The sequence below is a fragment of the Dyadobacter alkalitolerans DSM 23607 genome (assembly GCF_000428845.1).
Classification (GTDB): domain Bacteria; phylum Bacteroidota; class Bacteroidia; order Cytophagales; family Spirosomataceae; genus Dyadobacter; species Dyadobacter alkalitolerans.
The window spans coordinates 166379-179657 of record NZ_AUAS01000001.1 but is presented as its reverse complement, the minus strand read 5'-3'; the positions used below and the strand labels follow the sequence as shown (position 1 = coordinate 179657).

Sequence of the window (13279 nt, the reverse complement as noted above, 5' to 3'; positions counted from 1 at the left end):
TAATTTAGACAATATGTTTTCAGAACGAAAAGTTTTGTTGGTTGTAAATCCCATATCCGGTGATGTGAACAAGGATGTGGTTTTTGAAGAGGTAATTGAGATGGCGGCGGCAAAGGGTTATGATTTACGTATCTATACAACAACCGGCGAGCATGATCTGGAAACGATCCGGGAAATGGTCATCAACATTAAGCCTGAACGTGTGCTGGTTGCGGGTGGCGACGGCACTATTTCGCTGACGGCCGAAGCAGTCCAGGGTGCCGATGTGGTGATGGGCATAATCCCGGTGGGCTCGGCCAACGGACTTGCTATGGATTTCGGGGTGACCGGGTCTATTGCTGAGGCAGTTGAGGTGGCTTTCGGGGATAAGATAATTGGTATTGATGCGGTTTGTATCAATAATGAAATCAGTTTGCATTTAAGCGACATCGGATTGAATGCATTGCTGGTAAAAAATTATGAAAGCAGCGATACGCGCGGAAAACTGGGCTACGCACGTGAAATGTTGAAAACATTAAGCGAGCATGAAAAGTTTTTGGTAAAAATCACAACTGCCAATGAAGTGATTGAAACCGAAGCGCTTATTGTAATTATCGCCAATGCGCAGAAATACGGGACTGGCGTTACCATTAACCCTACGGGCGATATGTCGGATGGTTTTTTCGAACTCGTTATTGCCAAAAAACTGGACTTCATAGAAACCGCAAAGATCCTGGCAGGCAGCACCGACTTCAATCCCGAGATTATGCGCGTGATTTCCGTTCAGCAGGCCACCATCGAATGCCCCGATAAAGAAGCACATTTCCAGATCGACGGGGAGTATAAAGGGATGGTAAGGAACCTTGAAGCGCACATTTTGAAGGAATACATCAGGGTGGCCATTCCCTGAGGTGGTTTAAACAGTAAGCACCGCTGTTTTTCCTCTTTCGTAATAAAAATCCGTTCAATTTCTTTCTGCTGGGTTATGAAAGTTGTTTTAATGTGCATGTTAAGTGCTTTTTGTATGTCTGCCACACTGTTTGCGCAGCAGGCAGAGTTATGCCAGGGCGCTTATTTTACCGAGGCGCAGGGAAAGGAATTTCTGGAAAAACATACCGTCAAAACAAAACTTGAATGGGAAACACGCGCGACTGCCATCCGAAAGCAGATTCGTGAAGGGATGGATTTGCAGACTATGCCCGCCAAACCGACTTCAAAACCGATCATTCACAGTAAAAAAGAAATGGACGGTTACTCCATCGAGAATGTGGCTTTCGAAAGCATGCCGGGCATTTACGTGACGGGGAATTTATACAGACCATTAAAAAAGCAGCAATCTTACGCGGGCATCCTTTGTCCTCATGGACATGGAGAAAATCCGCATGGCAGGTTTCGGGAGCAAACCCAAAAACGCTGCGCAACGCTCGCGCGTATGGGCGCTGTTGTGTTTGTTCTGGATATGGTAGGGCAGGGAGATTCCAAATATTGCGGTCATAAAATGCCCAAAGCGCTCAAATTGCAGACGATCAATGCAGTAAGAGCATTGGATTTTTTAATGGCGCAACCCAGCGTTGATCCGGAAAGAATTGCCGTAACAGGTGAGTCGGGTGGGGGAACGCAGACTTTCCTTTTGGCAGCACTGGACGACCGTGTTAAGGTTACCGCGCCCGTCGTGATGGTCTCATCTTATTTCTTTGGCGGATGCGTTTGTGAAAGCGGCCTTCCCATTCATAAAAAGGGCGATTACCAGACCAATAATGTTGAAATAGCTTCCCTAACCGCCCCGAGGCCCATGCTGCTCGTATCTGACGGCGGCGACTGGACCAAGAATACGCCGGAAGTTGAATTTCCTTTTATTCAAAGCATTTACGGATTATACGGCAAGAAAGATCTGGTCGAAAATGTGCATTTGCCTGACGAAAAGCATGATTATGGCCCTTCCAAGAGGAATGCTATGTACACCTTTATGGCAAAACAGCTAGGGCTGGATTTAAAAGCGGTCACCGATTCACAAGGTAAAATTGACGAAACACCTTCCAAAGTGCTTGAACAAAAAGATCTGGAAGTTTTCAACGCGGCGCATCCTCGGCCGGCCAACGCAGTAATGGGGGATGAGGCTGTCATGAAAATGCTGTAAATCCAGACCTCCGATGATCATATTCATTGTTCTTGCGGCCGTTGTCTTCATTGTATTAAGTTCTACTGTGCTTAAAATGCATCCACTGGTGGGCTTGCTTTTAGCAGCAATTGGCGTGGGCATCTTCGCCGGTCTGCCCATCGACAAGCTGGCCGAAACGATTGGAAAGGGTTTCGGGGAATTAATGTCGAAAATCGGGTTAATGGTCATTCTCGGTTGTGTGATCGGTGCAATTTTGGACAAATCTGGTGCTGCGATTAAGGTAGCAGATGTGATATTAAAGTTGTTCGGTGAAAAGCGCCCGGCACTTGCGATGGCTGTGATCGGTGGAATTGTCGGAATCCCGGTGTTTTGTGATTCGGGTTTTATCATCCTGCATAAGCTGAATCAGATTGTTGCCAAACGAACCGGAAAACCATTGGGAACCATTGCATTATCGTTGTCAGGCGGTCTTTTTGCGACGCATACATTAGTTCCGCCAACGCCCGGCCCGTTATCCGCAGCAGGAAACCTCGGCATTGCGGATTCTGTGGGATTAGTCATATTGATAGGCCTGGTCGTTTCCATTCCCAGCCTTTTCCTTTCGACCTGGTTCGCGGGAAAATTTGCAAAAAATGTAGAAATCACAGAAAACTCAGCCGTAGAGCCACCCATCATCATTCACGACAGCCGACTGCCTCCCGCCTGGAAAGCATTCATGCCAATTCTTTTGCCCATTATCCTCATTACCCTAGCCTCATTTGCAAGGATTCTCGACTTCCCGGAAACCTGGATAAAATGGCTGGGCTTTTTCGGCAGTCCGCTGGTTTCCTTCCTCATCGCCATCTTTTTCAGCTATTCCCTTTTCCCGGAATACGCCGCTGAAAGAATGATGGCCTGTTTCAAAAGTGGAATAGAACATTGCGGAACAACATTGGTGCTGGTAGGAGCAGGCGGAGCTTTCGGCGCGATCTTAAAAGAAACAACATTAAAAGACATGGTCAGCGAATGGCTGCTTCACAACGAAATGTCCGGCGCATACTTACTTTTCATCGCCTTCCTCATCGCCGCATTCTTCAAAACAGCACAAGGCTCAACTACATCCGCGATGGTGCTGACAACCAGCATTCTGGCGCCTCTTCTAGCTTCATTGGGCTTCGTCACACCCACTCAGATCACATTAGTAGTCATGGCCGTAGGAAGCGGGGCGATGATTGTCTCCCACACGAATGATGCCTGGTTCTGGGTCGTATCGCAGTTTACGGGGATTTCAGCGAGGGATACGTATCGGACGCATACGATCTTGACGGGGTTGCAGGGAGCGGTGAGTTTTTTGGTTGTGGTGGTGTTGTGGATGTTGCTGGGATAGGCCTGTTGGCGGCTCCAACCATTATGTTATAATCCCCTGTCACCCTGAGCGGAGCCGAAGGGGCGCTATCACCTAGGTAGTAACGCCCCTTCGGCTCCGCTCAGGGTGACAAGTGTATGAACGGCTCAGGCTGACAAATCAAATGGCAACCTGAATAAACTTTTCATCCTTAAACTCCCAGCTCAGCCAAAACCTCTGAAACCTTTGCAGCAGCCTCCTTAAACTCAATAGCCGAAGAAACTTTTAAGCCAGACTCATTAATAATCCGAGCTCCTTCTTCTGCATTAGTTCCTTGCAAACGAACGATGATAGGAACTGGAATTTCGCCGATGGCTTTGTAAGCCTCCACAACACCAGCAGCAACGCGGTCGCAACGAACGATTCCGCCGAAGATGTTGATCAGGATTGCTTTTACGTTCGGGTCTTTCAGAATGATGCGGAAACCAGCTTCTACTGTGCGTGCGTTTGCGCCACCCCCAACATCGAGGAAGTTAGCCGGCTCGCCGCCAGAAAGCTTGATAAGGTCCATAGTCGCCATAGCAAGACCGGCACCATTCACCATGCAACCCACGTTTCCGTCCAGTTTTACATAGTTCAGGTTGTTTGCGCCTGCTTCAACTTCCAAAGGATCTTCCTCGTTCGTATCACGCATTTCAGCTAATTCAGGGTGACGATACAATGCATTGTCATCCAAATCAACCTTCGCATCAACGGCAAGGATTTTATTGTCAGATGTTTTCAAAACCGGGTTGATTTCGAACATCGCTGAATCACTTTCAATGTATGCTTTGTAAAGGGAAGTGATGAATTTTACCATTTCTTTGAAAGCATCGCCTTCAAGGCCTAAAGCAAAAGCCACTTTACGCGCCTGGAATGGCTGTAAGCCTACTTTTGGATCAATCCACTCTTTCATGATCTTCTCAGGCGTGTGCTCTGCCACTTCTTCAATGTCCATACCGCCTTCGGTGCTGGCCATGATCACATTGCAGTTACGGCCACGGTCAAGGAGGATCGAAAGATAGTATTCTTTCGGCTCGCTTGGTCCTGGATAATACACGTCTTCGGCAATAAGCACTTTGTTAACACGCTTGCCATCAGGACCTGTCTGGTGTGTAACCAGCACTTTGCCCAGAATGTTATTGGATATGGTGCGAACATCTTCAACAGATTTCGCTAGGGCAACGCCACGTTGTTCTGTTCCAACGATGCGGCCTTTTCCACGTCCACCTGCGTGGATCTGAGATTTAACAACATACCATTTGGTACCAGTCTGCTGGCTAAGCTCACGCGCAACTTCAACTGCCTTGTCCGGAGTGTCGGCTACGAGCCCTTCCTGAATACGCACACCGTATTTTTTAAGAACGCTTTTGCCTTGATATTCGTGAATATTCATGAGTATAAAAGTAAATTGGTATTTTCACGGCAAATTAAGGAATTAATCAAAACGGGCGTAGGTTTCAGTCCAATTATCTTCTCCATAATATGAATTTACTGCGGGCGAGCGGGATCAGGCGCACATATGGTTCTTTACAAGTGTTGAAGGGGATTGATCTGGAAGTGGAGCAAGGAGAAGTGGTGGCTATTGTAGGGCCTTCGGGAGCAGGCAAAAGTACTTTTCTGCATATTCTGGGAACATTGGACCGCCCCGAGCAAGGTTCCGTCTTTATTGAGGACGTAAATGTTTTTACACAAAAAGACAAAGACCTCGCACGTTTCCGCAACGAAAAGATAGGCTTCATTTTCCAATTCCATAACCTGCTTGCCGAGTTCACTGCATTGGAAAATGCATGCATGCCGGGTTATATCAATGGTTCGATGAATGAAAAAGATATTCTGGAAAGAGGAAAAGAATTGCTGGAAATGCTAGGTTTGAAGGACAGGGCCAATCATTTGCCTTCACAACTTTCAGGTGGTGAGCAGCAGCGCGTTGCGGTTGCGAGAGCACTTTTAAACAAACCGTCCATCGTGCTTGCTGATGAACCGAGCGGTAACCTGGATTCGCATAATGCATTGGAACTGCATCAGTTGTTTTTCAAGTTGCGGGACGAGTTCGGACAAACGTTTGTGATTGTAACGCATAACGAGGATCTGGCTGCTATGGCGGATAGAAGATTGGTTATGCAGGATGGTTTTATGCAGCCATAAAAATATTTTTACATAAATGTGTGACTTAATTGAAACTGATTCGTCTAAACGAAGAAGTTTTTCATAAATGTTGTAAAAGCAAATAGCCGTCCGGAATTTCCGAACGGCTATTTTTTGCATTATAATGTTCAGTCTGAACAAAATGATATTACATCATTCCGCCCATTCCGCCGCCGTGGCTGTGACCGCCACCTGCAGGAGCTTCTTCTGGCTCGTCAGCAATTACACATTCTGTTGTCAACAACAAACCTGCGATAGATGCTGCGTTTTCAAGCGCAAGACGGGATACTTTCTTAGGGTCAATGATACCAGCTTCCAAAAGATCTGTGTAAACATTGTCCTTCGCGTTGTAACCGTAAGCGCCAGTTCCTTCTTTCACTTTCGCAACAACTACTGATGGCTCTTGGCCTGAGTTAGAAACGATTGTTCTCAAAGGAGCTTCCAAAGCTACGCGGATAATGTTGATACCCGTTGTTTCGTCTTCGTTGTTTCCTGTGAAGCCTTCCAAAGCAGCAGTTGCGCGGATGTAAGCAACACCACCACCAGCTACGATTCCTTCTTCAACAGCAGCACGGGTTGCATGCAATGCATCGTCAACACGGTCTTTTTTCTCTTTCATTTCAACCTCAGTTGCAGCTCCGATGTAAAGGATAGCAACACCACCTGACAATTTAGCAAGGCGTTCCTGAAGTTTTTCGCGATCGTAATCAGAAGTTGTATTTTCAATCTGCGCTTTGATCTGGTTTACACGGCCCTGAATGTCCTCAGAGTTACCTGCACCATTTACCAAAGTTGTGTTGTCTTTGTCGATAATTGCTTTTTCGCAAGATCCAAGATATTCCAAAGTTGCGTTTTCCAATTTGAAACCACGCTCTTCAGAGATAACTGTTCCGCCAGTGATGATCGCGATGTCTTCAAGCATTGCTTTACGACGGTCACCAAAACCAGGAGCTTTAACTGCAGCCACTTTCAAGGCGCCACGGATTTTGTTTACTACCAATGTAGCAAGCGCTTCTCCGTCAACATCTTCTGCCAAAATAAGCAAAGGACGGCCTGTTTGTGCAACTGCTTCAAGAACTGGAAGCAATTCTTTCATTGAAGAAACTTTCTTCTCAGAAATCAAGATATATGGACGCTCAAGATCAGCTTCCATTTTCTCAGTGTTTGTCACAAAATATGGAGACAGGTAACCACGGTCAAACTGCATACCTTCCACAGTTTTCACTTCTGTTTCAGTTCCGCGCGCTTCTTCAACAGTGATAACACCTTCTTTTCCTACTTTTTCCATCGCCTCAGCGATCATCTGACCAATTTCTTCGTCATGGTTGGCAGAGATTGTTGCAACCTGAGCGATTTCTTTTGAAGTAGAAATTACTTTTTTCTGTCCTTCAAGATTTTTAGTGATGACAGCAACGGCCTTGTCGATACCGCGTTTCAAATCCATTGGATTTGCACCAGCAGCTACGTTCTTAACACCGATTGAATAGATAGCCTGAGCTAAAACAGTTGCAGTTGTTGTACCATCACCTGCAGAATCAGCAGTTTTAGAAGCAACTTCTTTCACCAACTGAGCACCCATGTTTTCGATAGGGTCTTTCAGATCGATTTCTTTTGCAACCGTCACACCATCTTTTGTGATGCTAGGCGATCCGAATTTTTTATCGATAACTACGTTACGACCACGAGGTCCTAATGTTACTTTAACGGCGTCAGCCAATGTATCAACACCGCGCTTAATTTTATCACGAGCTTCGGTATCGAAGAAAATTTTCTTAGACATACTAATTAATCGTTTTGATTTTCTTGATTAAACTTATTGAATAGGACTTAATAACAATTAACCAATGATGGCATAAATGTCAGACTCACGCATGATCAGGACATCTTTGCCTTCATACGCCAATTCAGTACCTGAATATTTTCCGTATAATACGGTGTCACCTACCTTAACGGTCATCGGCTCGTCTTTTTTACCCGGGCCCACTGCTACAACAGTTCCACGTTGAGGCTTTTCCTTTGCAGTATCAGGGATAATGATACCAAATGCTGTTTTTTCTTCGGCTGGGGCTGGTTCTACAAGAACACGATCAGCCAGAGGTTGTACGTTCACTTGTATTTCTGCTAAAGTTGACATAAATATTAAACGTTTGTTTTTGATTGTCAGTAATAGATTTGACTGAAACAAGTAAGCACAATCTATGCCAGCAAGTTCCGGCTGACATTTTTTCCGGCAAGTGTGACAAATTTGTACCGAACCCTGCCGTTATATAATTATTAGAAGCAATTATAATGTCATGCACGGCACAAGAATTGTTTAGCGAGTGAAAATGCTTAAATTTTATCGGCACCAAATTTCGAATCCCATGAAAAACCTCCAAAAGAACTGGTTAACAGAAGGAATTTTTGATTTTGAGTACAAAAAATATGTGTTGCAGGCCTATTTGCAGCATATTGACAGCCAGTTTACACAGCATAAGCTTCACCCGCATCTGCCAGATTTGCAATTTCATTTTGATTCCTGCATCCACATCCGCGCCACCAAAAGCGAGATTAAAACGTCTTTTCCGAAGAATGTGACGGGCGTCAATTTGCAGACGTGGAAATTGGAATACGAAGAAACGCACCATGACGACCCTTATCTGGAAGAGCTGAATTACATCCTGGACTTCGCTATCCCCCGTTTTTCGCGTGCTCTGGAGTATGGTGCAGAGCGGTTTAGTGAAGTGGGGGAGAATATAAAAATTTCGCCTGTTGGCATTGTGCCATTAAGACTGGAAGAGGGTTATCTCCTCTTTTTGCACACATTCCAGCCCTTTGTCAGTGTCTTTGAATATCAGCTGGCGCTTTATAATGAAATGAAGGAGCGTTATCTCAAAACGACTTTCGTGGATACGGTCCGAATTGGTTTAGGAAATACAGTTTCTCAGATCAAAGTCGATCTTACCAAAAAGAACAAATCCCTGCCTAATCCTGCAACCTATATTGTTGAATCAAAATACGATTATCCTTTACATGAGGCGCTTTTGCCTGTTGCAAAGAAGCTGATCTTAAAGCAAATGAACATTGCTTAATCAAATGCCCGAACACGAAAAAGGCTCACGATGCAAATCATGAGCCTTTTTTAATGTCTTGAATATCTTATTTTGAGCTGTCCGCTGGTGCTGCTGGTGTAACAGCAGGCGTCGTTGCTTCGCCTCCTGCAGGAGCCGCCGCTCCCGGAGCTGGTGCAGGAGCAATGTTTCCGCCAGGGATTACAGTATTTTGAGCCTTATCAACATTGACACTGTTAATACCGCCCGTTTGTGCGGTTCCGCCAACGATAATGTATGAAGCAAGAGAAATCAGGATAACAGCGCCTGCAAGTCCCCAGGTGATTTGTTCCAATAAATCGGTTGTCTTTTTAACACCGAACATTTGGGTAGTTCCCGCTCCGCTAAACTCGCTGGAAAGTCCTCCTCCTTTTGAATTTTGAACCAATACAACCAGGATCAACAAAACAGCGATGATCGCAACCAAGATAATTAAACCCAAATACATGCCTTATGACTATTTATTAATGATTGAATGACTGAATGAGCGACCGGGTCGCCGGTGCGATGACTGAATATTTTAAACTTTTCAGTTCATACGATATAACTCGCTTAATTTTTTCGCAAAGTAATTCCTTTTTTCTGGTTTTTTCAAGATCAATTTTTGATACAGGTCAATTGCCTTTTCAATCTTGCCTTGTCGTACCAATATTTTTGCAAAAGCTTCGGTTTCAATGCTTCCTGCGCCCGACTCTGCAACGCGCCCGCTGACATCAACGGCAACAGGTTCCAGATTGTTATCCTGACGAATGATACGCGGGTTCTTCTTCATAAAACCCTGGATAATCTGCTGCTGCCGTTTCTGCTCTTCGGAAACAATGTTTTGCAAGCTTACTGTCTCTTGCTCAACCAGGCTGATCAGGATATCTTCACCATTTTGCGGGACCGATTTTTCCTGTGCCTCGATCACTTCTTCAATGTTAACCGTTGCGTCGTAACGCTCCGTGTCACTTTCTACAAGCTGCTGTAATGCAACCCGGCTCAATGCGTAAGCCGCTGCACGCGGACGGGTCTCGTCTAATTTCTCCGTTCCGGCAACACTGGATGCCTTCGCCAATAAAGAATAGGAAATCTGGCAATAAGGAAATGCCTTAATCGTCGCTTCAAGCGCTTCGATCACCTCCGTGCCTGCTGCGTGAGGATGTTTGACCAGATTGCTGAAAGCTTCCTTTTCAATGATGGACATATGGACCTTGAAAGTTGAAATAAAAATTGAAGTTAGACAAAACGATAATCTACTACCAGTCGGCGGCAGATTTATTAAAGATCTGTTGCACTAAATTTTCCCGGATCGTAGGCAGAAGCCGTGCTTCATTTTGGTTAAGCGTTTGATCCTGAGGAAAGTCGGCATAGTAAGTAAACGACTGATCAAAATTCTTGGTTTCGTCTTTTGCATTGGTGTAACGCACCTGAACGGTGACATTCAAGCGGTTCAAGCCGGCCTGGTCGTTCGCGGTAGGAGCGGCAGCAAGCACGTCGTAACCTGTAATTGAACCCTCCAGAACCAGGTCGCCACCACCAGGCTGACTGATCAAGCTCGTATTACGCTGGAAATATTCTTTCAATTCCTCCGTAAGTCTTTGCGGCAGATCCGACGGTCCACCCGCAGTTCCCATCGTAAAATTGAGCACGCTGAATGTCTTGATATCCGGCGATAAATTGGTCCCGGTAAAAGAATAAACGCCACAGCCCGACATGAAAATGGAGCAATGCAGGACAAAAAAGAGGGTTAGCAACCTTTTGGTGTTTGTCGAAACGCGCATTGTACAAATGCTTTTTATTCTATTCTTCAATGTCATACTGCTTAATTTTCCTGTATAACGTCCGTTCCGAGATGCCCAATGCACTTGCAGCGTATTTTCGTTTGTTATTATTCTTCCGTAATGCCTTGATGATCATTTCCTTTTCCTTGTCTTCGAGCGATAAGGATTCTTCCTCAGCCGTGACGTGCATAACGTCTTCAATTTCACTTCTTTCGTCTGAATATCTGTCCAGATCAACCGTGCGCGAAGGCACAGGTGAAAGCAGGCGTGCGGGTTCCAGGGTTGGCGTGTGCGAATGTGTTGCGGGCTCAGCCGTGTTCAATGAGCTGAACAATTCCTGATGGTCTTTCAGGATTTCGCCTCCATACTTTTCATTTTCCAAAACACTACGGACCAGCTTTTTAAGCTCTGTCATGTCCCTGCGCATATCAAAAAGCACCTTATACAGCAATTCCCTTTCAGAGAACGAGCTGCCCGCCGGATCTTCACCGGAACGTAGCGTAATCAGTGCTTTTCTCCCTGCTGGCTGAACGGGATTCAGGTAATTATTTAATGTTTCGCGGGAAATGGGCAGTTCTTTATCAGTTTCCAGGATCGTGATCTGCTCGGCTATATTTTTGAGCTGGCGAATGTTGCCGGGAAACGCATATTGCATCAGCAGGTCGCGTGCTTCCGAATCCAACCGCACGGGTTTTGTCCTGTATCTTTCCGAGAAATCATTGGTAAACTTCCTGAATAGCAACAAAATATCTTCACCACGATCCCTTAACGGCGGAACGTAAATGGGGACCGTATTTAAACGATAGTAAAGGTCTTCACGGAACTTTCCATTGTTTACGGCATCCAGTAGATTCACGTTGGTCGCTGCTACAACACGCACATTGGTTTTCAAAACTTTGGAAGATCCTACCCGGATATATTCTCCATTTTCAAGGACACGTAAAAGCCTCGCCTGCGTGCCCAGGGGCATTTCTCCAACCTCATCCAGGAAAATGGTCCCTGTATTCGTTGTTTCAAAATATCCTTTTCTTGAATCCAATGCACCCGTAAATGCACCTTTTTCATGACCGAAAAGCTCTGAATCAATCGTTCCTTCGGGAATGGCACCGCAGTTGATGGCGATGAAAGGCCCGTGTTTGCGAGAGCTGAGGCTGTGGATAATTTTGGAAAAAGACTCCTTTCCGCTGCCGCTTTCGCCGGTGATGAGCACGGTGAGGTCAGTGGCGGCAACCTGCACACCAACGTTGATCGCGTGATTCAGTCCCGGGGAAGTGCCTATTATTCCAAAACGGTTCTTTATTGCTTGTATTTCAGCTGGATTCATGAAACGGGTACTTTTTCAACCGCGTAACCGCGAAGCGTCGCAGCGGTCGTGTCTGTAATTAAAACGTCGACATAATCGCCTACTTTGAAATTCTCGCGGGGGAATATGACTCTTTTATTCTGGTCACTGCGTCCTGTAAAGTCATTTACAGATCGCTTGGAAGTGTTTTCAACCAGCACTTTCTGCACGGTGCCGATCAGCTTCTGGTTGCGTTCCAGGGAAATTCTTTGTTGTATATCAATGATTTCTGCAAGTCGCCGCTGCTTAATGTCCGCCGGAATGTCATCCGGATATTTCTTGGCAGCCAATGTTCCCGGGCGTTCGGAATAGGCAAACATATAGCCGAAGTCAAACCGCACATATTCCAGCAGCGAAAGTGAATCCTGGTGCTCTTCTTCCGTTTCCGAACAGAAACCGGCGATCATATCATGGGAAATCGCACATTCATCACCCAAGATCCGGCGGATGCTGTCGATTCTTTCGAGATACCATTCGCGGTTGTAGGTCCGGTTCATCATTTCCAGTACGCGGCTGTTGCCATGTTGCGCCGGAAGGTGAATGTATTTACAAATGTTATCGTACTTTCTAATGGTATAAAGCACTTCATCCGTAATGTCTTTCGGGTGCGAAGTGCTGAACCTGACCCGCAATTCCGGGCTGATCTGCGCTACCATTTCCAGGAGTTGCGCGAAGTTCACCTGGGTTTCCAATGCGCCATTATCAACATTGGTGGAGATGGCGGTGACGCTGTTTGGCGCTTGCCATTTATAGCTGTCCACATTCTGGCCCAGCAGCGTAACTTCCCTATAACCATCATTAAAAAGATCCTGCGCCTCTTTTACAATCGAGAAAGGATCCCGGCTGCGTTCCCGGCCTCGCGTCATAGGCACTACACAAAAGCTGCACATATTGTCACAGCCGCGCATAATGGAGACCAATGCAGTCACGCCATTGGAATTCAGTCGGATAGGGGAAATGTCAGCGTAGGTTTCTTCTCTTGACAAAAATACGTTCACACCTTTCTGTCCTGTTTCGGCTTCTTCCACCAATCGCGGCAGATCGCGGTATGCGTCGGGTCCGGTGACAATGTCAACCATCTTTTCCTCTTCCAGCAATTTCGCTTTGAGGCGTTCTGCCATACAACCCAGCACACCGATTAATGTGCCCGGCTTTTTCTTTTTTATAACATTAAGCTGCCTTAATCTCGTCCTGACGCGCTGTTCGGCATTGTCGCGGATGGCGCAAGTGTTTAAAAATATCAGATCTGCATTATCAACATCGGAAGTGGTTGCAAAACCCGCTTCACGCATGACGGACGCCACAATCTCGCTGTCTGCGAAATTCATCTGGCAGCCGTAACTTTCAATAAAGAGTCGTTTTTTGTTAAAAGCCGGTTCATTTTCGGAAATACGGACTGTCTCACAGGCAACTTTGTCCTCCTCAGTCAATATTTTCAAAGTCTCTGCAATTCTATTTTCCATGAAAGGGGTTTAA

The 13279-nt window shown here is 45.9% G+C and carries 13 protein-coding genes; 5 read left to right on the top strand and 8 right to left on the bottom strand.

What is annotated here, in order from left to right:
• Nucleotides 1-13: 13 nt before the first annotated feature.
• The 3 genes from G395_RS0100745 (at nucleotide 14) to G395_RS0100735 (ending at nucleotide 3464) form a co-directional block, all read left to right on the top strand.
• Nucleotides 14-889, top strand: a complete 876-nt coding sequence (locus tag G395_RS0100745; protein WP_026628293.1) for a diacylglycerol/lipid kinase family protein — start codon at nucleotides 14-16, stop codon at nucleotides 887-889.
• 114 nt (nucleotides 890-1003) lie between these two features.
• Entirely contained in the window at nucleotides 1004-2116 is a 1113-nt protein-coding gene (locus G395_RS0100740; RefSeq protein ID WP_229203899.1) for an alpha/beta hydrolase family protein, read from the top strand.
• Nucleotides 2117-2129: 13 nt separating this feature from the next.
• Entirely contained in the window at nucleotides 2130-3464 is a 1335-nt protein-coding gene (locus G395_RS0100735) for a GntP family permease (RefSeq protein ID WP_026628291.1), read from the top strand.
• Between the two features lie 169 nt (nucleotides 3465-3633).
• Here G395_RS0100735 and sucC read toward each other — a convergent pair whose 3' ends face one another.
• On the bottom strand, nucleotides 3634-4857 hold the full coding sequence (sucC, locus tag G395_RS0100730; protein ID WP_026628290.1) for an ADP-forming succinate--CoA ligase subunit beta: 1224 nt from the start codon (nucleotides 4855-4857) through the stop codon (nucleotides 3634-3636).
• An 89-nt stretch (nucleotides 4858-4946) separates the two neighbouring features.
• Between sucC and G395_RS0100725 the strand changes: the two genes are divergently transcribed.
• Nucleotides 4947-5609 carry an ABC transporter ATP-binding protein gene (locus G395_RS0100725; RefSeq protein ID WP_026628289.1) on the top strand — a complete coding sequence of 221 codons (663 nt, stop codon included), beginning with the start codon at nucleotides 4947-4949 and terminating at the stop codon, nucleotides 5607-5609.
• 148 nt (nucleotides 5610-5757) lie between these two features.
• Here the strand turns inward: G395_RS0100725 and groL are convergent, their stop codons facing one another.
• Together groL and G395_RS0100715 are read right to left on the bottom strand one after the other, a co-directional pair.
• Nucleotides 5758-7389: a chaperonin GroEL gene (gene groL / locus G395_RS0100720; RefSeq protein WP_026628288.1), complete on the bottom strand. Its 1632-nt coding sequence runs from the start codon at nucleotides 7387-7389 to the stop codon at nucleotides 5758-5760.
• A 57-nt stretch (nucleotides 7390-7446) separates the two neighbouring features.
• Nucleotides 7447-7743, bottom strand: coding sequence for a co-chaperone GroES (locus G395_RS0100715; protein WP_026628287.1), 297 nt, complete (start codon nucleotides 7741-7743; stop codon nucleotides 7447-7449).
• A 229-nt stretch (nucleotides 7744-7972) separates the two neighbouring features.
• Between G395_RS0100715 and G395_RS0100710 the strand changes: the two genes are divergently transcribed.
• Nucleotides 7973-8680: a hypothetical protein gene (locus G395_RS0100710; protein ID WP_026628286.1), complete on the top strand. Its 708-nt coding sequence runs from the start codon at nucleotides 7973-7975 to the stop codon at nucleotides 8678-8680.
• 67 nt (nucleotides 8681-8747) lie between these two features.
• Here the strand turns inward: G395_RS0100710 and secG are convergent, their stop codons facing one another.
• The 5 genes from secG to miaB all read right to left on the bottom strand — a co-directional run bounded on the left by secG (nucleotide 8748) and on the right by miaB (nucleotide 13266).
• Nucleotides 8748-9146 (bottom strand): preprotein translocase subunit SecG, encoded by a 399-nt coding sequence (gene secG / locus G395_RS0100705; protein ID WP_026628285.1) that lies wholly within the window; start codon nucleotides 9144-9146, stop codon nucleotides 8748-8750.
• An 81-nt stretch (nucleotides 9147-9227) separates the two neighbouring features.
• The gene (locus tag G395_RS0100700) at nucleotides 9228-9884 is read right to left on the bottom strand and encodes a DUF8458 domain-containing protein (protein WP_026628284.1); all 657 of its coding nucleotides are present in this window, start codon (nucleotides 9882-9884) and stop codon (nucleotides 9228-9230) included.
• Nucleotides 9885-9936: 52 nt separating this feature from the next.
• Nucleotides 9937-10461 (bottom strand): LptE family protein, encoded by a 525-nt coding sequence (locus G395_RS0100695; protein WP_229203898.1) that lies wholly within the window; start codon nucleotides 10459-10461, stop codon nucleotides 9937-9939.
• A 19-nt stretch (nucleotides 10462-10480) separates the two neighbouring features.
• Nucleotides 10481-11785 (bottom strand): sigma-54 interaction domain-containing protein, encoded by a 1305-nt coding sequence (locus G395_RS0100690; protein WP_026628282.1) that lies wholly within the window; start codon nucleotides 11783-11785, stop codon nucleotides 10481-10483.
• The gene (gene miaB, locus G395_RS0100685; protein ID WP_026628281.1) at nucleotides 11782-13266 is read right to left on the bottom strand and encodes a tRNA (N6-isopentenyl adenosine(37)-C2)-methylthiotransferase MiaB; all 1485 of its coding nucleotides are present in this window, start codon (nucleotides 13264-13266) and stop codon (nucleotides 11782-11784) included. The genes G395_RS0100690 and miaB overlap by 4 nt, the downstream gene beginning before the upstream one ends.
• Between the last annotated feature and the right edge of the window lie 13 nt (nucleotides 13267-13279).